The sequence below is a fragment of the Brevibacterium sp. OS20 genome (assembly GCF_056837565.1).
In genome coordinates, this window is record NZ_CM166367.1 from 26,875 (window position 1) to 52,309 (window position 25,435).

The window sequence follows — 25,435 nt, forward strand, 5'->3', positions numbered from 1 at the left end:
AGGAATTTGGATACTACTGGTATTGAATACTGAAAGTATTGTAATGTATCGGCATGCACCAGCCGCAGAACGCCCGAGAAGTCGCCAAACGCATCCCGCGGTCCGAAGTCCGACAGCGACTCATCGCCGCGGCCGCGGAGGCATTCGCCGAGTCCGGCTACTCCGCTGCGACCGTAGACGACATCGCGCTGCGAGCCGGATTCACCAAGGGCGCCGTCTATTCGAACTTCGGAAGCAAGCAGGGACTCTTCGCTGCCGTCCTCGAGGATCGCTCCACAAGCGAACGTGACCGACTGCTGCAGGCTCCCGCGAGACCGGCAGACGAAGTCGCGGCCTTCGTGGCGGGTGTCGTCGCAGAGAGCATCACGGAGGACGAGCAGCGGGGTCGGCTCGGCCTCGAATTTGCGGCACGAGCCGCACGGGACCCCGCAGCGAGACGGTCGTGGGGGCCGTTGCGGCGAACACAGCGAGAGGCCGCCGAGCATGCTATCCGTGAGGTCTCCGCACGGAGCGGCCTGGAGCTCGCAATCGATCCCGGTGTGGCGGCACTTGTCCTGCACTGTCTGACGAACGGGCTGTCGATGGAGCATCTGGCGGACCCGGAGCAGGTTGATTCGACTGCGATCAAACGGGCCATTGCCGCCCTGATCGAAGCGATCACACACTCCGAATCCGAACGGCGGAGTTGACGACGATGGTGTCGGTGGCAGGACACGTGACGAGGAGCGAGTCGAAATGAACGTACAGAGATGGTCGAAGGCTATTGCACTGTCGAGCGTGGGGGTTCTCGGCGCTGTCGGACTGAGCTCCTGCGGACCTTCGCCCGACGCAGTCGATCCCGAAAGTCGCTCTTTTCGGATAGGCGGCGATGATCTGGGTATTGTCATGGAGTCCGGGGGTGACATCGCTCTGCGGCCCGGCGATGTCGACGCAGTCGAAGTGACGAGGTGGTTCACCGGGAAGGCGGGGCAGGCGACATGGGCGATCGCAGACGACGAGCTCACCTTGTCCACGGACTGCGGATTCCTCGCCTCGTGCGAAGTGCGCTACCAGGTGGTCATCCCGCAGTCCGCGGCGGTGAGACTGCAAGCCGATAATGCAGAGGTGTCTGTAAAGGATTTCGACAAGCCGGTGTCGATCGGGACGGAGAACGGCGGGATATCGGCGACGGACATTGCCGGCGATCTGACGCTGAGGAGCACGAATGGTGACCAGCACGCCAGCGGTCTGAGCTCAGACAATGTTTCGGCACAGGCCGAGAACGGGAAGGTCGATCTGACGTTCGACGAAGCGCCGTCGAGTCTGAGGGTGACGACCGACAATGGTGCTGTGAGCACCTCGTTGCCCAGTGGGACCTACGCCGTATCACTGAGAACTGATAACGGTGCGGAGTCTAACTCGCTGTCTGAAGATCCCGACAGCCCGCACTCCGTCGAGGTCACCACCGGCAATGGGGATATCTCACTCGAGTGAGATGGTCGGACCACAGAGACGAGGACGAGCCCGCCGAACAGCGATCATGTCGCTGCCCGGCGGACTCGTTTTGTCGTGAAACCGTCCGTTCACCTCGGTGATTGAGTTCTCAGGGGTGAACCTGAGGTCTCATATCAGCTCAGGCGTGGACGCGGATGAGGTGTTCGTTGGTGAACGCCTGGAACGCCCACTGAGCGTTCTCACGTCCGTAGCCGGAGCGGTTGATGCCGCCGAAGGGGTATTCCGGTCCGGATTCCATGTGGCTGTTGATCAGCGTCATGCCGGCGTTGATCTTCTTGCCGAACTCCTGACCCTTCTCCAGATCGTCGGTCCACACCGAGGACATGAGGCCGTACTCGGAATCATTGGCCAGACGCAGAGCATCCTCTTCGTCCTTGGCACGGTAGATCATCACGGCCGGTCCGAAGAGCTCGTTGCAGCCGAGGTCCGAGTGCGGGTCGATGTCCGTGAGCACGGCCGGGGACATGAACCAGCCGGGGCGGTCGAGCTTCTTGCCGCCGGTGTGCAGGGTCGCACCATCGGCCACGGCCTTCTCGATCATCTCGATGATCTCGTCGCGAGCACCTTCGGAGGACACGGGTCCCATGCCGACCTCGGGGTCGTCGAAGTCGGAGATCTTCATGGCTTCGGCGGCCTTGACCGCCTCGGCGACGAATTCGTCGTAGAGCTCATCGACGACGATCATGCGCTTCGGCGAGGTGCAGACCTGGCCGGCGTTCGCCAGACGAATCCCGACGAGCTTCTGCGCCACCGAGGCGACGTCCTTCGAGTCGAGGACGACGGCCGGGTCATTTCCGCCGAGCTCGAGGACCGCGCGCTTGTAGTACTTCGCGGCGATCGCGGCCACCGACGCACCGGCACCCTCGGAACCGGTGAGTGAGAAGCCCTTGACGCGGAAGTCCTTGAGGACCTCCTCGGCGTGGGAGGAATCGAGGTAGATGTTCTGGTACACGCCCCTCGGCAGTCCCGCCTCGGTGAGGAGGTCCTCGAAGTACTGCGAGGACTTCGGACAGATCGACGCCTGCTTCATGATGATCGTGTTGCCGACCATGAGGTTGGGCAGCACGAAGCGGGCGATCTGGTTGTACGGGAAGTTCCACGGCATGATGCCCAGCAACACGCCAAGCGGCTGGTGCTCGACATAGCTGCTGGCCGCACCGGCGGCGGCCAGGTGGGTCGTGGACAGATGGGTGGCGGCGTTGTCGGCCATCCAGCGGGCGGTGCGGGCGACCTTGTCGACCTCGCCGAGGCCCTGCTTCTTGATCTTGCCCATCTCACGACCGATGATGTCGGTCATCTCATCGGCATTCTCATCGACGAGATCGGCGAACTTGCGCAGGATCGCCGCGCGCTCATGCAGCGGCGTCTCCTTCCACGCCAGATGTGCCTCGTGGGCACGATCGATGTAGGAAGGAATCTCCTCTTTGGGAACCGAGGCGAACTCCTCCTCGACTTCGCCGGTGTTGGCATTGGTGACAGCGAACTTGCTCATGGAACGTCCTTTCACGGGTTGACGATCTGTGCCCTGTAACAAACTACAGTCTCCCGACATTCCGCGACACTTGAGTCCATCCCTGGGATTGGGATCGGGCATAGGATTCGGACGTGGAGAGAGTGAATGGAATCGGCGGATACTTCCTGCGGGCGGCCGACCCCGAGGCGATGACGGCCTGGTACCGCGTCGTCCTCGGCGTCGACTTCGGTGATCACGGATTGTGGCAGCAGCCGGCCGGACCGACCGTGATCGGACTCTTCGAGGCCGACACCGACTACTTCGGGACGCGACCGGAAGGTCAGGACCGGCAGCAGACGATGCTGAACTTCCGTGTCGCCGACCTCGACGCGATGATCGCGCAGCTCCGCGTTGCCGGCGCCGAGGTGGACGACGAGACCCAGCAGATGGACGGAATCGGACGCTTCGGTTGGGTGACCGATCCCGAAGGGAATCGGATCGAGCTGTGGGAACCGGAGGAACAGGACTGAATCTCGGTTGAACTGGGACTAGGCGGCCGCCTCGGCGGTGGCGGGTTCCCTGCGATCATCGATCAGACGGCGTCTGACCGCGAACGACAGGACCGCGGCGATGACGCACATGGCCGCCCCGCCCCACCAGGCGTAGGTGTACTCACCGAAGGCGTCACGGACGGCGCCGGCGGCGAAGGCCGCGGCGGCGGCCCCGATCTGATGGGCGGCGAAGACCCAGCCGAAGACGATGGTGCCGTTGTCGCCGAAGATCTCGCGGCACAGAGCGGCCGTCGGCGGGACCGTCGCGACCCAGTCGAGGCCGTAGACGACGATGAAGAGGATCATGCTCGGGTGGACCGTGTCCGAGAGCAGCCAGGGCAGAAGCAGCAGGCCGACCCCGCGGAACGTGTAGTACGCGACGAGGAGGATCCGGGCATCGAATTTGTCGGTCAGCCAACCGGAGAACACGGTGCCCACGATGTCGAAGATCCCGACGACCGCGAGCAGGCCGGCCGCCGTCGACGCGGGCATCCCATGGTCGTGGGCCGAGGGGATGAAGTGGATGCCGATGAGTCCGTTCGTCGTCGCGCCGCAGATCGCGAAGGCGATGGCCAGAGCCCAGAACGAGCGATGACGGGCGGCGAAGAAGAGACCTGCGAAGGCGCGTCGGGCGGCACCGGTGCCGCGGCGTTCGGCGGGCGTGGTCGGGGTGAACTCCGCCGTGGTCGGGGTGTCGCCCTCAGGCTCGGTCTCGTCGTTGAAGTCGGTCGGGCGATCCGTGCTCGCATCAGCCGCACCGTAGGGCAGGACGCCCAGGTCAGTGGGATGATCGCGGAGGACGAACCAGACCAGCGGCACGGCGGCCATCGCCGTGATGCCGATGAGCAGGGATGCCGGCTTCCACCCCGTGGACTCGGCGATCGTCGCGACCGGCGGCAGGAAGATCAGCTGACCGGTGGCCGATCCGGCGGTGAGGATGCCCATGACCAGCCCGCGGCGGGCGACGAACCAGCGATCGGCGATGGTGGCAGCGAAGACAAGGGCCATCGAACCAGTGCCCAGCCCGATGAGCACTCCCCAGAATATGAGCAGCTGCCACGACGCGGTCATGAGCACGCTGCCTCCGGCGCCGAGGGCGACGAGAGCCAGAGCCGCGGCCACGACCTGGCGGATGCCGAAGCGATCCATGAGTGCCGCGGCAAAGGGGGCCGTGAGTCCGTAGAGCAGCAGGTTGACGCTCACGGCCAGGGACATGCTGCTCATCGACCACCCGAAGTCCGCATGGAGCGGGACCATGAGTGCTCCGGGAGCAGCCCGGAATCCGGCGGCGGCGAGCAGGGCGATGAAGGCGACGGCAGCGACCCACCAGGCGGGGTGGATGCGGCGGTGCCGCCGCTGCGCGGGTGGAGTGGTCGACATCGATCCCTCGAACTTTCTTCAAAGAAGTTATACTGGGGGAAGTATAAGCAGACTTCGTCGAAGAAAGGTAGTCGAGATGGCTTTGCGTTCGGATTGGTCGCAGGAGTTCTGTCCGGTGAAGCGGTCCCTCGACGTGCTCGGCGATCCGTGGGTGCTGCTCATCGTCCGCGACGTCCTCCATGGTCGGGGGCGTTTCGATCAGCTGCGTGAGAATCTCGGAATCTCCGAAGCCGTGCTCAGCCGGCGGTTGTCCGGGATGCTCGAGGCCGGGCTGCTGACGAAGGTCGACTACGCCGATGGGGCCCGGATCCGGCAGGGCTATGCGGCCACCGAGGCCGCGGCCGATCTGCTGCCGATCCTGCAGCAGCTGTCGCTGTGGGCAGAGAAGCACACCGAACTGCCTGCCGGCGGAGGCCATATGGGACTCATCCACGAAGCCTGCGGCGCCGAGACGACTCAGGGCGAGGTATGCAGTGCCTGCGGTCAAGTGCTGCTGCCGGAGGACATGTCCTGGGACAAGCCGTGGAAGGACGCGCGCGAACGGCTGCAGCCGGCTGGGACTCTGAGCTGAGCACTGACCGGACTGCACGGTCCGCTGGGACTAGCAGGCCGCCTCGGCGAGGATGGGCTCTGATCGCCGTGCCCACGCCCGTTCGACGCGGATCGCCACGGCCACCACGACGAGTGCAGCGAGCGCGAGGACGATGGCGGCGATGACCGTGGAGGGGAAGCCGAACCCGGCGGCGATGACCCAGGCGCCGACGGCAGGTCCCACCGCATTGCCGACATTGAAGGCCGAAGTGTTGACGCTGGCGGCCAGGGTCGGCGCCTGAGTCGCGATCTGGAAGACGCGGGCATTGAGCGCCCCGGCGATCGAGAAACCGCTGGCGCCGACGAGGACGATCATGATGACGGCAAGGCTCGCATTGTCCGCGACCAGCCACAGGGCGCCGAGGCTGAGCGCCAAAGCCGTGAGGCTGCCGACGATATTGCCGAAGATATTCCTGTCGGCCAAGCGCCCGCCGACGACGACACCGACGAACGCACCGACGCCGAAGGCAGCGAGGACTGCGGGAACGAGGTCCGCGGACAGGCCGGCCACCTGAGTGAGCAGCGGGGAGAAGTAGGAGAAGGACGCGAACACCGAAGCCTGGAACAGCGCCGTCGTGCCCAGAGCCAACCAGATTCGGGGTCCTTTGAACGCAGCGATCTCGGCACGCAGCAGAGTTCGAAGCCTGGGGGCCGCCTCGGCGGGAGCAGGCGATTCTGCTTCGTCTGGATCGGTGGACTTCGCTGAGTCGGTGGACTTTGCGTCCGACCGGGTGGTCACGGCGATGAGAACTGCGGCCAGTGCAGTGACGAGGGCGACCGCCCAGAAGGTCGACCGCCACCCGAACTGGGTGCCGATCCATGTTCCCATCGGCACTCCGACGAGGTTGGCCACGGTGAGTCCGCCGACGAGACTGGCGAGTGCACGGCCCTGTACGGCGGCGGGAGCGATGGCTGAGGTGTGGACGGCGGCGACGGCCCAGAACCCGCCGCAGGCGAAGGCCGACAGCACCCTTGAGGCCATGAGCAGTCCGTAGCTCGGTGACAGCGCTGCAAGGATGTGGAGGGAGGAGAAGCCGATGATCATGACGATCATCGTCGCCCGCCTGGGCAGGGTCAGCGTCAGCAGGGTCATGGCCGGTGCCCCGACGATCATGCCGACGGCGAAACCGGTGATGAGCAGGCCCGCCTGCGGGATCGTCACGCTCAAGTCAGCGCTCAAGGGTTCGAGGATTCCGGCGATCATGAACTCGCTGGTGCCGAGGCAGAAGATCACGGCGGCCAACAGATAGACCTGACCAGGCACCCGAGGCCTGAGGGAAGGCGGTGTCGAAGTGGTCATGGGGTGGGGCTGCCTTTCGTCGAGGCACCTGGGGCACCTTCGGTCTCGAGGGTGGCCCTGCCGGCCGGAGTGCACAGTCCTGCGACGAAGGCTCGGGCTTGGGCGAGGACGTCCTCTGTGGTCATGACGCGGGCGGCGATGCGCAGGCCGGCGAGCACGCTGTGGATGAGTGGGGCATGGATCCGGGGGTCGATGTCAGCGAGGATATGGCCCGCGGTCTGACCGCGCTCGATGATGCCTGAGTAGGTGTCGAGCCACGCGTTGCGGTCGGGGTCGAGGATCGAGCACACGGCATCGACTTCGCGGCCGAGCTCGGCGGCCGTGTTCGCCGACAGGCACCCGGTCCGGTTCTCGTCGTCGCACTGCTTCTTCAGCTCGCCGCGGAGGCGGTGCATGAGCAGGACGGGAGCGGGCTCGAGGCTGCGCTCGAGTTCCTCTCTGAGCGGGATGCCCGTGGCCGTATAGTCACGCAGGGCGCGGAGGAAGACGGCGTCGAGGCTGTCGAAGGTGTTGTAGAAGCTCGAGCGGCCGATGTTCGCACGTTCGCAGACCAGTCCGACATCGGTTCCCGCATAGCCGTGCTCGCTGAACACGGCGATGGCGGCATCGATGACCGACTGCTCGTCGAAACTCTTCTTCCTGCCCACGTAACGAGACTAAAGCATTTTGGACAGTAGTGTCCAATAATTTCAGATCGGCTGTCCCGACCCCCCGGTGTCGGTCGTGTTTTCAGGCCCCGACGTCGCCGAGGTGGTGCCGGACTTCGTGGAGTCCGTAGAGCGTGAGTGAGGCGACGGTGAAGGCGTGACCGTCGGAGCGGAAGCCGCGACGTTCCCATTCCTCCCCGCTGACCTGGGACAGGAGGCCGGCATAGGACTCGGCGGCCGCGCGGAGGGCGGGGGCCACCTCGGCGGGATCGGCGTGGGCGTAATCGGATTCGAGAGCGACCGCATCGCCATCGAAGTTGTCCAAGGTCGGGTCGGACTCGGCCAGCATGCGCTCGGTGCGGCGGCGGAATTCGTCGAGGACATCGCGCATATGGGCGGCGTATTCGACGTCCGACCATCGGTTCGGACTGCGCCGTTCGGTGGCGTCGGCCCTGGTCAGGACCGTCTGCCAGGTGGCGGCCGCCTCGGCGAGGGTGGTCGGGACGCCGGTCGGATCTTCATGGCCGGTGAAGCCGCATTGGGAGCAGCCGCCGACGAGGACATCGGTCCAGTCGCGGGGGTCAGGGGTGATCTCGCTCATTCGCGGTCCTTTTTGGAGCCGGACTTGGTGGTTCCGGTTGTCTTGCCGCTCGATTTCGTGCCACTCGTCTTCTTGCCGTCATTGAGGATCTCGGCGAGCACGGTGGCCTGACTGATGTCGTCGCGCTTGGCCGCGGTGAGCAGGGTGAGAGTCCCCCTCTGCGCGAGCCCGCGCAGCTCCTCGAGGGCCTGCTCGGCATCATCGCTCTTCAGTTCCTCGCGGAAGCGGCGAGCGAACTCGTCGAACTTCTCCGGATCGTGGGAGTACCACTTGCGCAGCTCGGTCGAGGGCGCGACGTCCTTGACCCAGTCGTCGAGTTCGGCCTTGTCCTTGCTCACCCCGCGCGGCCAGACTCGGTCGACGAGGATCCGGGTCCCATCGGACTTCTGCGCTTCGTCGTAGATGCGGCGGACCTGGACCACGTGTGTGGAGCTCTTGGCGGAGCTCTTCTTCTCGGACATCGGCTGACGCTCCTTTCGCTCGCTTCCCTTCGAGTCTACGACGCGGATACAGCGGCGGTTGACGGCAGCGCAGGCACCGTGGCCAATCGCGCCTGGTGAGGCGTAGACTCCGAGACGTAGGTCACCTTGGTGTCCCGAGGTGCACCGCGCCGAAGCCGCGAGCGGAGGAGATGATGCAGTGACCGTCTGGCAACAGGCATTCCCCAATGGGAAGAGTCCGCAACGGGTGCTGGTCCCGCCGTCGCCGTCTGCGATTTTCCTCGTCCTCACGGTCCGCCCCGGATTCGAGAGCAGAGCCAAGGACTTCCTGTCCGAGATCGCAGGGCTGACTCGAACCGTCGGCTTCCGCTCCCGCGAAGCCGATCTCAGCTGTGTCACGGGCATCGGCGCCGACCTCTGGGCCCGCATGTTCACCGCGCCCCGCCCCCGGGGTCTCCACCCCTTCATCGAACAGCGCGGAGACGTCCACACGGCACCGTCCACCCCGGGTGATCTGCTGTTCCACATCCGCGCTCGCCGCATCGACATGTGCTTCGAACTCGCCCGACTCATCGGCGATGCTTTGCAGGGCGCCGTCGACGTAGCCGACGAAGTCCACGGCTTCCGCTACTTCGACGAACGCGACATCCTCGGTTTCGTCGACGGCACCGAGAACCCCGAGGACCAGGGTGCCGTCGACGCCGTGTTCCGCCACCCCGATGACGTCGCCCAGGATTCCGGCCCGGAGTCCATCCTGGATTCCGCCGAGGCAGGTGCCGAGGTGGGAGCCGTTCCCGGCGATGGCGCCCCGGGCTATCCGGGCAGCACCTTTGTGATCGTTCAGAAGTACACACACGACATGGCCGCCTGGGACGCACTCAGCGTCGAGGAGCAGGAAGCGGCCTTCGGGCGGCACAAACTCTCCGACGTCGAATTCGCCGAGGAAGACAAAGCACTGAACTCGCACCTCGTGCTCAATTCGATCGAGGACGAGGACGGCAACGACCGGGAGATCGTGCGCGACAATATGGTCTTCGGATCCGTCGGCTCCGAGGAGTACGGCACTTATTTCATCGCCTATGCCGCAGACGTGACGACGACCGAGCAGATGCTTACGAACATGTTCATCGGAGACCCGGTGGGCACCTACGACCGGATCCTCGACTTCTCGACTGCGGTGACCGGAGGGCTGTTCTTCGTCCCGTCCCAGGATTTCCTCGACGATCCCGATGGGGAACTCGCCGAGGCGGGACTCGGGATCGGCGGAGCCGCCTCGGCGAAGGTCGATGGACCGGACATCGACGACGGATCGGACGACGATCCGGTCGCTGATGAACCGACAGACAGCGACGACCCGACAGATTCGGACCCCTCAGCACCCACGGACGGCAGCCTGGGAATCGGCAGCCTGAATAGGAGACGACAGTGAACAATCTCTATCGCGAACTCGCCCCGATCACCGGCCCGGCCTGGGCGGAGATCGAGGAGGAGGCTCGGCGCACCTTCAAGCGCAATATCGCCGGTCGGCGCATCGTCGACGTCGAGGGGCCGACCGGTTTCGAGACCTCCTCGGTGACCACGGGACATATCAAGGATGTGCAGTCCTATTCGTCGGGTCTGCACATTCGACAGCGCATCGTGCAGGAATTCGTCGAACTGCGCGCCCCCTTCACTGTCACGCGTGAGGCCATCGACGATGTTGCACGCGGCTCCGGCGATTCGGACTGGCAGCCGGTCAAGGACGCAGCGACGACGATCGCCCTGGCCGAGGACCGGGCCATCCTCCACGGACTCGACTCCGCGGGCATCGGCGGAATCGTCCCGAACTCGTCGAACGCGGCCGTGACCCTGCCCGATGCAGTGGAGGACTATGCGGACGCGGTGGCGCAGGCGCTGTCGAGCCTGCGCACGGCCGGTGTCGACGGACCCTACAGCCTGCTGCTGTCCGAGGCCGAATACACGAAGGTCTCCGAGTCGACGGACCACGGCTTCCCGATCCGCGATCACCTCTCCCGCCAGCTCGGCGCCGGGGAGATCGTCTGGGCGCCGGCGCTCGAAGGTGCCCTGCTCGTATCCACCCGCGGCGGCGACTACGAACTCCACCTCGGCCAGGACCTGTCGATCGGCTACAGCGGCCACGACAGCGAGACCGTCGACCTGTACCTGCAGGAGACCTTCGGCTTCCTCGCGCTCACCGACGAATCGAGCGTCCCCCTGCACCCCTGAGCCCGGCTCGGTGAACTGCTGCGCCTGCGGAGTCGCGGCGCAGCCCCCAGGTCGCGCTGCACAGCAGAGGGCCGCAGTTGCCTAGGCATCGGGTTCTGTTCCCTGAAACATCGGGTTCTGTACGGTTGCACATCGAGTTCTGATCCAGTCATCGAGTTATATTGCGATCACTGGATCAGAAGTCGATGACTCCCCACGAGGTGGCCTAGCGGCGGGCAGCCTCGCTGAGGTTGCTCAGCACAAGCGTGCGCACCTGCCGGTCGATATAGGTCTCCAGGTCGAGCCCGATCCGCTGGAAGTACCAGTACTTGAGCGCCCACATATGGGCGATCGACATGAGGTCGTGCCCGAGCACCTGAGCATCGACACCACGCAGGTCGCCTGCTTCGACGGCGGCGGTGACGACGTCGACGAGGGGCTGGAGGGTCTCGAGCTCCTGGTCCTGGATCGACTTCAGTCCGTCCTTCGACAGTGCCCTGGAGACCTGATAGGTGAGCACGACCGCATGTCTCTGTTCACCGACGATGCGGCAGAACTCCGTGAACGCGGCGATGACCTTGTCCACGGGTTCGGCCGCCTCGGCGATGGCGGAAGGGACACGGAGACGGAACTCCTCGAGGACGCGGGTGATCGCGGCGAGCACGATCTGCTCCTTGTCCGAGAAGTACTTGTACAGCAGTCCGACACTGACCCCGCCGGACCTCGCGATCGCCTGCATGGACACCGAATGAGTGCCCTTCTCCTGCATCAGACGCACGGCGGCGTCGACGATCTGCCGCTCTCGGAATTCCGCGCGGGCACCGCGGACGATCGCGTTGAGGTCTTCGGATTCAGCTGACATGCTCGGCGGCGACTTCCTCTCTGAGCTTGAACTTCTGAATCTTACCGCTTGGCGTGCGAGGGAACTCGTCGAGGCACTGCAGGGCCTCGGGCCAGTACTGCTTGGCCACTCCCTTCGCGTCGAAGAACTCCTGCAGCTCGTCCATCGTCAGGCTGTGGCCCTCATTGAGGGTCACGACCGCGCACGCGATCTCCTGCAGCCGGGGATGCGGCACCGCGACTACGGCGACCTGGGAGACCGCGGGATGTTCGTAGAGAACGTTCTCGATATAGGCCACCGGGATGTTCTCGCCGCCGCGGATGATGATGTCCTTCGACCGCCCCGCGATCCGGATGAAGCCTTCGGCATCCATTTCGGCGAGGTCTCCGGTATCGAGCCAAACGCCTGCGAAGGCGTCTGCCGTCTGCTCCGGTTCATCGAGGTAGCCGACGAACAGGAATGGGCCCGTGACCTGGATTTTTCCTTCGACGCCCGCGGGCACGGGTTCCCCGAGGGGATCGACGATGCGGACCTTCATCGAGCCCAGTGCTCGTCCGTCGGTGCTCGTGACCTTCTCCTCCGAATCGCCCGGCGCCGTCATCGTCACCAGCCCGCATTCCGTCTGTCCCCAGCCGCCGAAGACGTTGAGCTCCGGAAGCAGCGTGCGCGCCTCATTGACCATGACGCGTGGAATCGGGGCGCCCATGCAGCAGAAGTGCTTGAGGGAGGACAGGTCGTGCTGCGTCGACTTCGCCACCTCGAGCAGATCGTGGAGGAACGGAGTCGCCCCCGATGTGTGCTGGATTCCGTGCTCGGCGACGAGACGGGCGAACTCCTCGCCGTTCCACACGTCCTGGAACACGCCCGAACCGCCGATGAGCAGAGGCAGACACACTCCGTACATGTAGCCGGTGAGATGGCCGAAGGTCGAGGCCATGTGGATGACCGAATCCTCGTCCAGGCCCAGGTGATCCGGCCACGGCAGCGAGGCCGCGAGCACGTTGTTGTGCGTGTGCATCACACCCTTGGGATTGCCCGTCGTCCCCGAGGTGAAGAGGATGAGTCCGACATCATTGGGGTCCGGGCGCCGGCCGTCCCAAGCGATGGATTCGATCGCCGAGGCGGCCGACCGTGAACCGTCCGAGCTTGAGTCGCGTTCCCCTCGAGCCAGGAAATCCGTCCACCTCTCGAAGCCGTCCCGACCGTCGAAGGTCGCCTCGCCAGGGGTGTCGAGGACGATCGTGTGCTGCAGCTCCGGCAGGTTCGGACGCAGTCGGTCGACCATATCGGGATAGTCGAACTTCCGGAAGCGGTTGGGCACGAAGAGCACGGACACTGAGGCCTTCTTCGCCATATACCCGATCTCGCGGTCCCGATAGATCGGGATGAGGCCGTTGGTCACAGCGCCGGCCTTGATCGCGCCGAGGTGGATGACCAGCCATTCATACCAGTTCGGCAGCTGCACACCCACCACGTCGCCGGGTTCGACCCCGAGGTCGACGAGCGCCTGGGCACAGCGGTCGACATCCGAGCTGAGCTCGGCATAGGTGTGAGCACCGTAGGGATCGCGGGTGACGACCGCGTCCGGTCGTTGTGCACTCCAGTGCTCGAGGTGGTCGAGCAGGGTCTGGTTCTTCCAGTCCCCGGATGAGGTGAATTCCTTGATGAGGGAGTCGGTCAGGATGGTCTCGAATCGGGTGGGCATAGCAGGGCTCCTTTGCTCTGGTGTCGTGCCTGTGACTCGGGTGGTGCTGGTAGTCGTGCTGACAACTGCCGCCGACGGGAGACGGCCGTGATGCTCAGGCCATCGTCAGTCCGCCGGAGACGGAGAGTGTCTGGCCGGTGACATAAGCGGAATCGGGACGGGCGAAGAAGGCCACGGCATTCGCGAGGTCCTCGGGCTGGGCGAGCCGACGCATCGGAATCGCCTTCTCCAGTGCGGTGCGCAGCTTCGGATTGTCCGCGGAGATCTCGGCGAACAGCGGCGTGTCGGCCGGTCCGGGACACACGCAGTTCGCGGAGATCCCGTGACGGGCGACCTCGCGGGCGAAGGTCTTCGTGAACGAGATGATCCCGCCCTTGGCCGCCGAGTACACGGCCTCCCCGCTCGACCCGACCCGGCCGGCGTCCGAGCCGATGCTGATGACGGATCCCGATCCGGCTGCGATCATGTGCTCGGCCGCCGACTGCGTGCAGTTGAGCGTGCCGAGGAGGTTGATCGCGATGACCCGCTGCCAGGTCGCCGGCGTCGACTCCATGAACGGTTCGACCTTGTCCCAGCCGGCGTTGTTGACGAGGACGTCGATGCGTCCGAAGCGCTCGACCACCTCGGCGATCATGGCGTCCACGGCCGCACGGTCGGTGACATCGGCGGCGAGCCCGATCGAATCATGCCCCAGCGCCGAGGCGGTGTCCGCGGCCGTCTGAGCGTCGAGGTCGGCAACGACGACGGTGGCGCCGTCGGCGGCGAGTCGGGTCGCGATTCCCTTGCCGATTCCGGAGGCGGCACCGGTGACGATGATGATGCGATCGGTCAGAGGTGCGGTCTGAGTGGGTGCTGACATGGTGGTGTCCTTCCAGTCGTGTGTCTGATGCTGCGTCGTCAGGTGGGTGTGTTCGCTCCGGTCGGCCCGTGTTCGTCCCGGTCGGCCGGTGTTCCACCCGGTCAGGGGGCGTATTCGCGACCGGCGGAGCTGCGGGCGATGATGAGCTTCATGATCTGGGCGGTGCCGTCGCCGATCTGCATGCCGAGCACGTCGCGCAGTCGCTTCTCGACGTCCAGGTCCTGTTTGTAGCCGTTCTGTCCGTGCAGAAGCAGGCACTGATGGACCGCATGGTAGGCCTCGAGCGGGGCCCACCACTTGCACATGGCAGCCTGAGAGGTGTGCGGGTGGCCCTCGTCGCCGAGGCGCAGAGTGTCCAGGCATAGCAGTCGGGCCGCCGCCATCTTCGTCTCCGCCTCGGCCAGGGGGAAGGAGACCCCTTGGAACTTCGACAGCGGCTGATCGAAGGCCTCACGTCCCTTGACGTAGGCCCAGGCATCCTCGATCGCGCGCGTCGCAGTCCCCGTGCACTGCAGTCCGATGAGAGCTCGGGAGAAGTCGAATCCCTGCATGACCTGGGTGAATGCTCCACCGACCTCGCCGAGGAGGTGGTTGGCGGGCACACGGACATCGGTGAAGTCCACGCTGCCGCGAGCGACGGCCGCCTGACCCATGTCGATGATGGGGTTCCGGGTGACTCCGGGGGCGTCGAGGTCGACGAGGAACGCCGAGATGCCCTTTCCGCGCCCCGCCTCGGGGTCGGTGCGGGCGAAGATCACCGTTGCCGTCGAGGTCATGGCCAGCGACATCGACTTCGTGCCGTTGACGATCCAGTCGTCGCCGTCCCGTCGGGCCGTGGTCGAGGGGTTTCCGGCGTCCGAACCAGCCTCGGGTTCGGAGAGTCCGATGGCCACCGTTTCGTCACCGGTTGTGATGAGACGGCAGTAGTGGGCGGCCACCTCGGTGCTGGCATTGCGGGCGATGACCTGTCCGATGAGGGATCCGACGACCTGGATATAGGCGACGGTGAGGTCTCCACGGGCGATGGCCTCGGTGACGAGACCCGCGGTGACCTTGGTCAGTCCGGCCCCGCCGAGGTGGGTCGGCAGTTCGGGGGCGATGAGACCGGCGTGGCCCATCTCCCGGGTGATATCGGCACCGATGCGGCCGGCGGCTTCGCGTTCGCGGGCCTCGCTGATGAGCCGCTCCTCGAATCCGGCCGCCGCATCGAGCAGGGTCTGGGTATCGGGGGTGAGAGTCGTGTCCACGGGAATCCTCTGTGCTGTCAGGGTCTGTGCGGGTGGGATCTGTGCCGGCGGGGCGCCGGGGGTCAGTACGCGCCGTCGAAGCGACTGAAGTCCGGATCACGCTTCTCCGCGAAGGCGGCCGCTCCTTCGTGTGATTCCGGGGAGTGCGCGTAGAGGTCGAGGGCGCTCATGGCGAGGTTCGTGAAGCCGGTCTGCATCTCGGAATCGGCGTTGAATGACTGCTTGAGGAAGCGCAGCGCCGTCGGTGCCTTGAGACCGAGGGCCCGGGCGCGTTCCTTGGCGCGGGGCATGAGTTCTTCGGCGTCGACGACTTCGTTGGCCAGGCCCCAGGATTCGGCCTTCTGTGCGTCGATGAGTTCGCAGAAGTACCACATCTCACGGGCGCGCTTCTCACCGATGACCCGGGCGAGGAAAGCCGAACCGTAGCCGGCGTCGAAGGATCCGACCTTGGGGCCGGCCTGGCCGAAGCGCGCGTGCGAGGCCGCGATCGTGATGTCACAGAGGGTGGTGAGCACGTTTCCGCCGCCGATGGCGACACCGTTGACCGCGGAGATCACCGGTTTCGGCACCGAGCGGATGACCTTGTGGAGTTCGGAGATGCGGAACATGCCGTAGCGGCCGGGGCCGTAGTCGCCGGTCCGCGCCTTCTGTTTGACGTCGCCGCCGGCGCAGAAGGACTTCTGCCCGGAACCGGTGAGGATGATCGAACGGACGCGGTTGTCGCCCCAGGCGAGAGTGAAGGCTTCGATGAGTTCGTCGACGGTCTGCGACCGGAACGAATTGAAGGAATCGGGCCGGTTGATCGTGATGACCGCGAAGGTCTCTTCCACCACGTAGAGGATGTCTTCGAAATCCGTGGCTGCGGTCTGCTGAGTCGGTCTGGTGGATGTTGGCATCGTTGCCTCCTCGAACGAAAAATGAATCTATGTTCACACCTAGTGAACATCAGTTCATGAACGAGGTCAAGAGTCGCGGTGCCGGAAGATTCTTGTGAGTTCGCCGAGTTTCGTCCGTCCGCATCGGAGCGACGGTGCACTGGTGGAAGAATGTTGCCGGCAAGGGTGCCGACAGAATGCACTGCTCAGGTGTCGGCCGATCCGAACTCCCGGCATTGGGTCGGGAGTGACCGACGATGACGACGAGAGACGGACGATGATGACCGCTGTAGAACCTGGGCCGAACGGCTCGACGTCACCGAGGGGCAGGCAGACAGCTGCCGGTGCGGAGATCGGGGCGCTCATCGGCGCCGGCTTCGGGCTGCTGTTCCTCATCATCAACACCGGCCAGTTCTCGACCCTGGGGCGCACGCTTGTCATCGCGGTCGGCGTCATCGTCTTCGCCGGCATCGCGGTCCTCGCGGTTCGCGGACTGCTGCGGAACCGTGGTGGAGGCGGCCGCCTCGGCGAATCAGGGAAGAGCGGGCGCCGGGAACCGCCGTTCGGTCGCGCCTACTGGATCATCGTGCTCATCGAGGCGGTTCTCCTGTTCGCCGGAGCCCGACTGCTCACGAGCCTCGGCCATCCGGAGCTCGGAGTGGCGTGGGTGGCAGTGGTCGTCGGCACTCATTTCTATGCGCTCGGCCGGGTGTTCGAGCTCAATCGCTTTCATGTGCTCGCCACCGTCGTGACCCTCTGCGGAATCGGCGGGTTCATCGCCTTCTTCGCGGCGGCTCCGGCGTTCATCCCGGTCATCAGCGGCGTCATCTCGGGATTCGTGCTGCTCGCCTTCGCCGTGTGGGCCCTGACCCCGACCGAGCGGTAGAGCCGGCACGCATCGAGTTTCGTTCGGTTCGTCATCGGGTTCTGATCCAGTCATCGAGTTTTCTCCCAATGACTGGATCAAAAGTCGATGAAGCTGCACGAGGTGGCTGGGCCCGTGACCACACTGCGTTCCAGCCATCAGGACGCGAACTGATGGCTGGAACGCAGTGCGGTCGTCGGCAGGTGGCGGGGCCAGGCCCTACCGGCAGGTGGAGGGGTTGGTGGGTCAGTCCTCGGCGGGGGCTTCGGGGACCCCGGTTCCGTCCTTCTTCAGCGGCTGCACGCGCGGCGGTGGGAACTCCGGAGCCTGGGCGGCGGGACGGGCCTCCAGCCCAGCGAACACCTCGGCGATGGCACGGTCGAGCTGCGGATCGTCGGCGGCGAAGAGCTGACCGGGATCGTGCTCGACCTCGATATCGGGGTCGACTCCATAGTTCTCCACACTCCAGCCCTTGCCCTCGATCCAGAAGGCATAGCGCGGCTGCGTCACTCCGGTGCCATCGACGAGATCGTAGCGACCGTCGATGCCGACGACTCCGCCCCACGTGCGCACGCCGATCACCGGGCCGATGCCCTTGGCCTGCACGCGCGCGTTGATGATGTCGCCGTCGGAGCCGGAGAACTCATTGGCCACGAACACAACCGGGCCGCGCGGAGCATCCTCGGGGTCCCGGTCCATCTGGTCATAGCTGCGAGCCGCACCCCAGGCAACCACCTGATCGGCGAAGCGTTCGGCCACCAGAGCACTCGTGTGCCCGCCTCGGTTGAACCGCACATCGGCGATGACGCCCTCGCAGCCCATGGCCTGCCGCAGATCCCGGTGCATCTGCGCCCACCCGTAGGAGGTCATGTCCGGGATATGCACATAGCCGATGCGGCCGGATGACTTCTCGGCCACATACTCCCGGCGGGAGCGCACCCAATCCTGATAGCGCAGCTTCTCCTCGGTGGGCAGTGGAATCACGGCGACCGCGCGGTCCTTGCGACCGCGGCGCAGAGTCAGCTCGACGATTGTGTCCGCGGCCCCCTGCAGATGAGCGGCGGGACCGGCCGCCTCGTCGACGGGCTGACCATTGACAGCAACGATGACATCGCCGGGCTGCGCTCCGACTCCGGCCTGGCGCAACGGCGACCTCGCCCCCGGTTCACTGCTCTCACCGGGAAGGATGCGAGAGATCGTCCAACCCTCAGCGCTCCGCTCAAGATCCGCACCGAGGAATCCCAGCTTCTTCGACCCATCGCCGAGCCCAGACGGCGTGACATAAGCATGCGAGGTGTTGAGCTCGCCTACGGTCTCCCACAGCACGTCGACGAGGTCGTCATGAGTCAGCGCCTTGGCGGCCACAGCACGCCAGCGCAGCGTCACCGACTCCCAATCGACCCCGTTCATGTCCTCGCGCCAGTAGTGGTCGCGCATGATCCGGGAGTTCTCCTCGAACATCTGCAGCCACTCGGCCCGACGGTCGAGCTCGAACCGCAGACGCGAGAGATCGACGGAGATGTTGTCATCATCGTCGGCCTCGACCTTCCGGTTCGCCGGGACCACGCTGATCGCGTCGTCGCTGCGCACGACGAGCAGCTTGCCGTCTCCGGAGATCTCATACTCGTCGGCCTTGTCGACGACGGTGGTGACCTTCCGCTTGGCGAAGTCGAAGTACTGGACCACCTCGGCGGGTTTCTCACCGGCATCTCCGGCCCGTCCGGTGCCGAGCTCACCGGCTTCGACGTCGCCGGTGCGCAGCCATACGAGACCTCCCTCGGCGGATTCGAGATCCCGGAAGACCCCCGAGGCGACCGGGAACGGCACGATGCGCTCCTCGGCTCCCTCGAGCTCGACCTCGACGGTGGCGGCGGGTTTGTCCCCGCGACCGCGCTCGGACTTCGCCTCCTCGGTGACCTCGCTGATCGCCCATCCGCCGGCGCTCGGTCCGAAGGGCGCAGGTTCATCGGCGGCCAAGGGCAGCAGCCACGGTCGGGTGACGCCGTTGAACGACAGATCGAAGGAATGCTGGTTGTACGAGGGATCGAAGGTGCGATCGGAGAGGAAAGCGACGAACTTCCCATCACGGGTGAACGTCGGCGAGAAGTCATTGAACTTGCCCGTCGTCAGCGGCTGGGCCTCGCGATCCGATTTCACCTCGGCGATCATCAGCTGCGCGAGCAGCTCCTCACCCTGCGTCGGCTGGGACCACACGAGGTACTTCCCATCGGGTGAGAACCGCGGATCGCGCGCCTCGCCGTGTCCCGAATGCCCGACCAGACGCGACCGTCCGTTGCCCACCTCGACGGTCCGGATCGACCCGTCGTGGGAGATCGTGGCGAGCATCTTCCCCGCCGGATCCGCCTTCAGGTGCAGGACCCGTCCCAGGGCTCCGGCCCCGATTCGCCGAGGCGGCTTGTCCCCGGTCACGGACGCGACCTCGATCGCGTCCTCCCCTTCGACGTCGGTGATGTACGCGGCAAACCCGGTGTCACCAAGGACGAGAGGTTCGCGGGTGCGGATCGACGAATCCGCGCACAGCGCCCGGGCCGGGCCCTCGCGGTGGGCAAGCCAGAAGGTCTTGCCCCGCCATTCCACCACCGAGGCATTGCCTTCTCTGTCGGGGCTGATGTGGTTGAGCCCGGTCTTCGGGTCGAGACTGAGCGGCTGCACCTGGGTGCCCGGCAGAGCTACTGCGAGGGTGCGGACCTCGGCGTCGAGGCTGTCGAGGATCCTGATCTCCCCACGGGAGTGCCAGACGATGCGGGTGCCGTCGGTCGTGGCGTCACGGACATAACCCTCGGCCTCGGACTGGTGCGTGAGCTGCCGTGGTTCGACCGAGTCATCACCCGAACTCGCCGAGGTGGCCAGTCCGTCGATGATCCACAGGTTCGCCTGTTCATCGGCATGGTGAGGGAAGGTCGCGGCCCGGTCCGAGGTGAACACGAGCGAATCGCCGACCCACAGCGGGTCGGTCAGAGAGGCCTCGTCCTCGCGCAGCAGCCGCTGCCACCGGGCCCCGGATCCATCTCCGATGCCGGCAGCGTTCGTACTGCCGACTCGATCGAGCCACAGCCTCGGCGCAGTCCCACCCCGGTAGCGCTTCCAGTGCGCGGGCGGACGGGAGAACGGCGTCGACAGAGCGGTCACTCCCGTGTGGTGCCGGGCCAGACCCGAGGCACGACCGAACGACAGCCGATCGACCTCGCCGTCGAGGCTCACGGACTTCACGACATGGTTGCGGACCTCGAACTCCCCGGCATTCGCGCCGACGAGGACATGGGCGGCATCGGCCCACCCGAGCATCGTCATCGCGCTCGACCCCAACCAGGTGAGCCGACGCAGGGACCCGGTGGCCACCTCGGCGACCATGAGCTCCGCCTGGCCGGTGCGGAAGGATACGAACGCGACGTGCGCTGCGTCGGGTGAGATCCTCGGTGACCGGACCGGCGCATGATCGGAGGTCAGCCGCCAGGCGCGGCCGCCGGCGGAGGGAACGAGCCAGACATCGTCGTCGGCGGTGAAGGTGATGAGATCGGACTGGATATGGGGATAGCGAAGATAAGTCACGTGACCCACATTACAAGCTCGACAGTGCGGCGACCGCGGGCCGGAACCGATGCCCAGGCAACTTGCACCCGGCAATAGAATGGGCACATGCCATCTCTGACTTCTGTGCTCACGGACCGTTTCGCCGCCGCCCTCACCCAGGCCTTCGGTGAGGACTTCGCCGGACGTGATCCCGTCATCCGCAGCAGCCAGTTCGCAGACTTCCAGGCCAATGTGGCCCTGCCGCTGGCCAAGGAGCTGAAGTCGAAGCCGCGCGACATCGCCGGACAGATCGTCGAGAACCTCGACCTCGAGGGTGTGTGCGAGACTCCGGAGATCTCCGGACCCGGGTTCATCAACCTCACCTTCACCCCGGAGTTCCTCGCCTCCACCCTCGAAGCGGGAGGCGCCGCAGCGGCACCGGCAAACGATGCCCCGCAGAAGATCGCCATCGACTACTCGGCCCCGAATGTGGCCAAGGAGATGCACGTCGGGCACCTGCGCACCACCGTCGTCGGGGACGCCCTGGCCCGCACCCACGAATTCCTCGGCAACACGGTCATCCGCCAGAACCACATCGGCGACTGGGGCACCCCCTTCGGCATGCTCATCGAGCACCTCCTCGACGTGGGAGTCGACTCCGACGAGGCCTCCGAAGTGTCCGAGAACCCGAACGCCTTCTACCAGGCGGCCCGGGCGAAGTTCGACTCCGATGAAGCCTTCGCCACCCGCTCCCGGTCCCGCGTCGTCAAACTCCAGGGCGGCGACGAAGAGACCCTGGGACTGTGGACGACGCTCGTCGGCTACTCCCGCGAGTACTTCAACCGCATCTACTCCCTCCTCGACGTCACCCTCACCGACGCCGACCTCGCCGGAGAGTCCACCTACAACGACATGCTCGCCGAGGTCTGCGACGAGCTCGAGGCCAAGGGCCTGGCCACGATCTCCGATGGAGCGCTGTGCGTGTTCCCCGAAGGCTTCACCGGCCGTGAGGGCGAACCCCTGCCGCTCATCATCCGCAAGTCCGACGGCGGCTACGGCTACGCCACGACCGACCTCGCGGCCGTCCGCAACCGGGCGATCAACCTCGGTGTGAACCGGGCGCTCTACGTCGTCGGCACCCCGCAGGCCATGCACTTCGAAATGGTCTTCACCGTCGCCCGCGCGGCCGGCTGGCTGCCGGAGACCTTCAGCCCCGAACACGTGAAGATCGGCAATGTGCTCGGATCCGACGGCAAGATCCTGCGCACCCGCTCAGGTGCCCCGCTGCGCCTGGCCGAACTCCTCGAAGAGGCCGTGACCCGGGCGAAGACGACTCTGGCAGAATCACACGTGGACTTCGGCCCCGAGGAGGCCGATGAGGTTGCGCGCATCGTCGGCATCGGTGCGGTCAAGTACGCCGACCTCTCCGTCGCCCACGACACCTCGTACACCTTCGACCTCGACCGGATGCTCGCCCCCATCGGCAACACCGCCCCGTACCTCCAGTACGCCGGTGCCCGCATCCGTTCGATCGGCCGCAAAGCCGAGGCCGAAGGCGTCGATGCCTCCCAGGTCGCGAACGCTGCGATCAGCCTCGGCGAGACGGCCGAACGTGAGCTGGCCCTGTCGATCCTCGGCTTCGCCGATGTGGTCACTGAGGTGGCCGCCGGGTCGACGCCCCACCGCCTGTGCACCTACCTGTTCGATCTCGCCCAGGCCTTCACCTCGTTCTACGAGCAGTGCCCGGTGCTCATCGCCGAGACCGAAGAGCTGCGCGACTCCCGTCTGCGGCTCTCGGCGATCGTGCTCGAGGTCCTCCAGGCCGGTCTCGGGGTGCTCGGCATCCGCGTTCCCGAGCGGATGTGAGTTCACCTCACCTGCCCTCCGCGAAGAGGATGCTGCCCTGGATCGTTCTGGGCATCGTCATCCTCGCCCTCAACCTGCGCACCCCGATCATCGCGCCGACGGCGATCCTGCCCGACATCCAGGAAGGCACGGGATTCAGCGCGGCCGGACTCGGTCTCCTCACCGGTCTGCCGGTTCTGCTGTTTGCGCTGGCCACGCCGCTGGCGGGGAAGTTCATCACCCGCCTCGGGGCCGAAGCCACGGTTCTCGCCTGTCTGTCCGGTGTCCTGCTGGGCACCGTGCTGCGGTCGGTCGGTCCGTCCTGGCTCGTGCTCGTGGGCACCGGAATCATCGGCCTCGCGATCACCCTGGGCAATATCGTCGTGCCCGTCCTCATCCGCCGCGAGGTCCCGTGGGAACAGGTGTCGATGGTCACCGGCCTGTACTCGGCGATGATGAACGTCGGTTCGATGGCCACCCTCATCGGCACCGGCCCGCTGGCCGCAGCCTTCGGCTGGCGCTGGGCGCTGGCCACATGGGGCGTTCTCGCCCTCGCTGGGCTCGGTTTCTGGATGGTGCTCATCCGCGTGCGCGTGCGCCGCGAGGGGGAGGCCGCCCGCGCTGCCGCGGAGGCCGTCGATTCGACTGACCCTTCCCTCGCCGAGGCGGCCGCCCCCGCCGCGAATCAGTCGTGGGCCGAGGCTCCCGCCTCCTTCCGAGTGATCATCGCCCTGCTCATCATCACGTTCTCCGGGCAGTCGACCGCCTACTACGTGACGACGACCTGGCTGCCGAGCTACCTCGGCGACACGATCGGGCTCGCCCCGACCGCCGCCGGAGGCACGGCATCCCTGTTCCAGATCGCGGCGATCCTCGGCGCCTTCGGAGTGCCGCTGCTGGCAGTGAAGACGAAACCGTGGGTGCCCGTGGCGATCGTCGCAGTCCTCTGGCTGTCGCTGCCCGTGGGTCTGCTGGCAGCACCCGGTGCGTACTGGCTGTGGGCGACTACTGGCGGCATCGCCCAGGGCGGCGGGTTCACCGCGATCTTCTCGATCATCGCCCGCACCGCCGGCAGCGACGCCCAGACCGCGTCAGCATCGGCGCGCGTGCAGTTCGGCGGCTACCTCGCAGCGACCTTGGCTCCGCCGTTCGCCGGTTGGCTCAACACCGCGACCGGTGGGTGGACGGCACCGCTGCTGCTCATCCTCACCGCAACCCTCGCATTCACGATCACCGGTCTCGTGGCCGCCCGCCGTGCCGGAGGCTTCCCCCGCGGTGGGCGCGAGGTCCTCGACCCCGAATAGGCTCGCCCTCCCTAATTACTACCTGACGGCGGCCCAGCAACCTCGCGCGAGGTTGCTGGGCCGCCGTCAGGTAGCAATAAGGAGTCGGCGCGCACAGAAACACCGAGGCGGCCCACCGTAACGGTGGGCCGCCTCGGTGACGGTCATGCGAATCCGTGGATTCGCCTGGTGACTGAACAGCGTCACTGATCAGTCGTCAGTGACTCAGTGCTTGGCGTCGGAGCCTTCGGCAGGCTTGACTGCCGGCTTCGGTGCGGGGACCTCGTCCGCGGCCTCAGCCTTGGTCGAGGGCACAGCGGTCTGCGAGACCTCGGTGGCCGCGGCCTGGCGCGAAGCCGGGGTCGAACCGACCGGACGGGCATCGGCGGGACGGTTGTTCGGCAGCGGGGTCGACCAGGGATCCTCGACCGGCTGGGCCTTCTTCCACACGTAGTAGCCGATTCCGGCGGCCGAACCGATGACGAGGGTCCACACGAGTGCGGCCTTTCCGCCACCGGACTTGCGGGCGGTGTCCTTCTCGATGCGCTTGCCGGCGTTGGCGAGAGCCTTGCGTGCCTTTTTCATGGCCTTCTTGTCACCGGTGAGGCGGACAGCCAGGTCATCGATGAGCTTCGGGGTCTCGGCAGCGGACAGCGAAGTCGCGGCGTTCGATGCGAACTTGCCGGCGCGTTCGGTGGCCTCTGGACGGTAGGACTCGAGCTTGTCGGCCCAGTCGTGGACCCGATCATTGGCCTTGTCGGCGAGAGCTTCGACCTGCGGACGCGCCTTCTCAGCGAACTCTTCGGCCTTGCCGGCCAGCGCCTCGACCTGGGGGCGAGCCTTGTCTGCGGCCTCACGCAGCTTAGGGGCCGCGTTCTCGCTGGCATCTGCCAGGACTCGGAGCGACGTCTGCTTCGCGGAATCGAGCTTCGAAGTGAGCTGATCTCGAGTGGGCTTCTTCGACATAAACAGTTCCCAATCCTTAGATGTCGGTGGTCAGTTGATCACTGACCAGTCTACGGCCTAGGGGCAAACCTGTGGACAGCGGATGTCATCGAATTGTCTGCGGATCGCCTGACAGGTTGGGCAATGGACTTGGTGCGAAACTGCATTCGCCGCCTCGGCGTGGAAGAATGAAGCCATGACTACAGCTTCGACACATACAGCAGTCCTGCACACCAACCACGGTGACATCACCATCAACCTCTTCGGCAATCATGCTCCGAAGACCGTGGCCAACTTCGTCGAACTCGCCCAGGGCGAGCGTGAGTTCACCGATCCCTCGACCGGCGAACCGACCAAGCGCCCCTTCTTCGACGGACTCGGCTTCCACCGCATCATCTCGAACTTCATGATCCAGGGCGGCTGCCCGCTGGGCACCGGCACCGGCGGACCCGGCTACACCTTCGACGACGAGATCCACCCCGAACTGCAGTTCGACCGCAAGTACCTGCTGGCCATGGCCAACGCCGGCAAGCAGATGGGACGCGGCACCAACGGTTCGCAGTTCTTCATCACCACCGCCGAGACCCCTTGGCTCAACGGCAAGCACACCATCTTCGGTGAGGTTGCCGACGAAGCCTCGCAGCGGGTCGTCGACGAGATCGAGGGTGTGCGCACCGCTGCGATGGACAAGCCGGTCGAGCCGGTCGTCATCGAGAAGGTCGACGTCACCGCGAAGTGAGTCACTGTCCGTAGAGGACCACTGAGTACCATGGTGTG

23 protein-coding genes are annotated in these 25,435 nt (G+C 65.8%); 10 read left to right on the forward strand and 13 right to left on the reverse strand.

All coding sequences use genetic code 11. The features are described 5' to 3' along the window. Positions 1-53 precede the first annotated feature (53 nt). Entirely contained in the window at positions 54-689 is a 636-nt protein-coding gene (locus tag ACVZTU_RS00120; protein ID WP_482401059.1) for a TetR/AcrR family transcriptional regulator, read from the forward strand. A gap of 46 nt (positions 690-735) precedes the next feature. Next, a complete protein-coding gene (locus ACVZTU_RS00125; RefSeq protein ID WP_139467621.1) occupies positions 736-1,473 on the forward strand; it encodes a DUF4097 family beta strand repeat-containing protein in 738 nt (245 codons plus the stop codon). 139 nt (positions 1,474-1,612) lie between these two features. Here the strand turns inward: ACVZTU_RS00125 and ACVZTU_RS00130 are convergent, their stop codons facing one another. Continuing rightward, positions 1,613-2,986, reverse strand: coding sequence for an aldehyde dehydrogenase family protein (locus ACVZTU_RS00130; protein ID WP_482401060.1), 1,374 nt, complete (start codon positions 2,984-2,986; stop codon positions 1,613-1,615). Positions 2,987-3,099: 113 nt separating this feature from the next. Between ACVZTU_RS00130 and ACVZTU_RS00135 the strand changes: the two genes are divergently transcribed. Beyond that, positions 3,100-3,477, forward strand: coding sequence for a VOC family protein (locus tag ACVZTU_RS00135; RefSeq protein WP_482401061.1), 378 nt, complete (start codon positions 3,100-3,102; stop codon positions 3,475-3,477). A gap of 18 nt (positions 3,478-3,495) precedes the next feature. Here the strand turns inward: ACVZTU_RS00135 and ACVZTU_RS00140 are convergent, their stop codons facing one another. Next, the gene (locus ACVZTU_RS00140) at positions 3,496-4,878 is read right to left on the reverse strand and encodes an MFS transporter (protein WP_482401062.1); all 1,383 of its coding nucleotides are present in this window, start codon (positions 4,876-4,878) and stop codon (positions 3,496-3,498) included. Between the two features lie 76 nt (positions 4,879-4,954). Between ACVZTU_RS00140 and ACVZTU_RS00145 the strand changes: the two genes are divergently transcribed. Next, a complete protein-coding gene (locus ACVZTU_RS00145; protein ID WP_139467625.1) occupies positions 4,955-5,449 on the forward strand; it encodes a winged helix-turn-helix transcriptional regulator in 495 nt (164 codons plus the stop codon). A gap of 30 nt (positions 5,450-5,479) precedes the next feature. Here the strand turns inward: ACVZTU_RS00145 and ACVZTU_RS00150 are convergent, their stop codons facing one another. From ACVZTU_RS00150 to ACVZTU_RS00165, 4 genes are all read right to left on the reverse strand, one after another. Beyond that, the gene (locus ACVZTU_RS00150; RefSeq protein ID WP_482401063.1) at positions 5,480-6,769 is read right to left on the reverse strand and encodes an MFS transporter; all 1,290 of its coding nucleotides are present in this window, start codon (positions 6,767-6,769) and stop codon (positions 5,480-5,482) included. Beyond that, positions 6,766-7,416 (reverse strand): TetR/AcrR family transcriptional regulator, encoded by a 651-nt coding sequence (locus ACVZTU_RS00155; protein ID WP_139467627.1) that lies wholly within the window; start codon positions 7,414-7,416, stop codon positions 6,766-6,768. Before ACVZTU_RS00155 ends, ACVZTU_RS00150 begins: the two co-directional genes overlap by 4 nt. An 82-nt stretch (positions 7,417-7,498) precedes the next feature. Further along, positions 7,499-8,017 (reverse strand): DinB family protein, encoded by a 519-nt coding sequence (locus tag ACVZTU_RS00160; RefSeq protein ID WP_482401064.1) that lies wholly within the window; start codon positions 8,015-8,017, stop codon positions 7,499-7,501. Next, complete coding sequence (locus ACVZTU_RS00165; protein ID WP_482401065.1) at positions 8,014-8,478, reverse strand: DUF488 domain-containing protein; 465 nt, start codon at positions 8,476-8,478, stop codon at positions 8,014-8,016. The genes ACVZTU_RS00160 and ACVZTU_RS00165 overlap by 4 nt, the downstream gene beginning before the upstream one ends. A 178-nt stretch (positions 8,479-8,656) precedes the next feature. Between ACVZTU_RS00165 and ACVZTU_RS00170 the strand changes: the two genes are divergently transcribed. Further along, the gene (locus tag ACVZTU_RS00170; RefSeq protein WP_482401066.1) at positions 8,657-9,886 is read left to right on the forward strand and encodes a Dyp-type peroxidase; all 1,230 of its coding nucleotides are present in this window, start codon (positions 8,657-8,659) and stop codon (positions 9,884-9,886) included. Continuing rightward, a complete protein-coding gene (locus tag ACVZTU_RS00175; protein ID WP_139467630.1) occupies positions 9,883-10,683 on the forward strand; it encodes a family 1 encapsulin nanocompartment shell protein in 801 nt (266 codons plus the stop codon). Before ACVZTU_RS00170 ends, ACVZTU_RS00175 begins: the two co-directional genes overlap by 4 nt. 205 nt (positions 10,684-10,888) lie before the next feature. On the opposite strand, the gene ACVZTU_RS00180 is transcribed toward ACVZTU_RS00175, so the two are convergent. The 5 genes from ACVZTU_RS00180 to ACVZTU_RS00200 form a co-directional block, all read right to left on the reverse strand. After that, complete coding sequence (locus tag ACVZTU_RS00180) at positions 10,889-11,524, reverse strand: TetR/AcrR family transcriptional regulator (protein WP_181271210.1); 636 nt, start codon at positions 11,522-11,524, stop codon at positions 10,889-10,891. Further along, complete coding sequence (locus ACVZTU_RS00185) at positions 11,514-13,208, reverse strand: AMP-binding protein (protein WP_482401067.1); 1,695 nt, start codon at positions 13,206-13,208, stop codon at positions 11,514-11,516. The genes ACVZTU_RS00180 and ACVZTU_RS00185 overlap by 11 nt, the downstream gene beginning before the upstream one ends. 94 nt (positions 13,209-13,302) lie before the next feature. Beyond that, positions 13,303-14,067, reverse strand: coding sequence for an SDR family NAD(P)-dependent oxidoreductase (locus ACVZTU_RS00190; RefSeq protein WP_139467633.1), 765 nt, complete (start codon positions 14,065-14,067; stop codon positions 13,303-13,305). A gap of 101 nt (positions 14,068-14,168) precedes the next feature. Continuing rightward, on the reverse strand, positions 14,169-15,314 hold the full coding sequence (locus ACVZTU_RS00195) for an acyl-CoA dehydrogenase family protein (RefSeq protein WP_482401068.1): 1,146 nt from the start codon (positions 15,312-15,314) through the stop codon (positions 14,169-14,171). 62 nt (positions 15,315-15,376) lie between these two features. Next, the gene (locus tag ACVZTU_RS00200; protein WP_482401069.1) at positions 15,377-16,210 is read right to left on the reverse strand and encodes an enoyl-CoA hydratase-related protein; all 834 of its coding nucleotides are present in this window, start codon (positions 16,208-16,210) and stop codon (positions 15,377-15,379) included. 259 nt (positions 16,211-16,469) lie between these two features. On the opposite strand from ACVZTU_RS00200, the gene ACVZTU_RS00205 reads away from it, so the two are divergent. After that, entirely contained in the window at positions 16,470-17,075 is a 606-nt protein-coding gene (locus ACVZTU_RS00205) for a hypothetical protein (RefSeq protein WP_139467877.1), read from the forward strand. 225 nt (positions 17,076-17,300) lie between these two features. On the opposite strand, the gene ACVZTU_RS00210 is transcribed toward ACVZTU_RS00205, so the two are convergent. Further along, positions 17,301-20,624, reverse strand: a complete 3,324-nt coding sequence (locus ACVZTU_RS00210; protein WP_482401070.1) for a S41 family peptidase — start codon at positions 20,622-20,624, stop codon at positions 17,301-17,303. Positions 20,625-20,711: 87 nt separating this feature from the next. Here ACVZTU_RS00210 and argS point away from each other — a divergent pair, with 87 nt between their 5' ends. Then, entirely contained in the window at positions 20,712-22,451 is a 1,740-nt protein-coding gene (argS, locus tag ACVZTU_RS00215; protein ID WP_482401071.1) for an arginine--tRNA ligase, read from the forward strand. Beyond that, a complete protein-coding gene (locus ACVZTU_RS00220) occupies positions 22,448-23,734 on the forward strand; it encodes an MFS transporter (RefSeq protein WP_482401072.1) in 1,287 nt (428 codons plus the stop codon). Before argS ends, ACVZTU_RS00220 begins: the two co-directional genes overlap by 4 nt. Before the next feature lie 204 nt (positions 23,735-23,938). Here the strand turns inward: ACVZTU_RS00220 and ACVZTU_RS00225 are convergent, their stop codons facing one another. Beyond that, positions 23,939-24,679 (reverse strand): hypothetical protein, encoded by a 741-nt coding sequence (locus tag ACVZTU_RS00225; protein WP_229664020.1) that lies wholly within the window; start codon positions 24,677-24,679, stop codon positions 23,939-23,941. A 175-nt stretch (positions 24,680-24,854) separates the two neighbouring features. Between ACVZTU_RS00225 and ACVZTU_RS00230 the strand changes: the two genes are divergently transcribed. Then, entirely contained in the window at positions 24,855-25,397 is a 543-nt protein-coding gene (locus tag ACVZTU_RS00230) for a peptidylprolyl isomerase (protein ID WP_139467639.1), read from the forward strand. Positions 25,398-25,435: the final 38 nt, after the last annotated feature.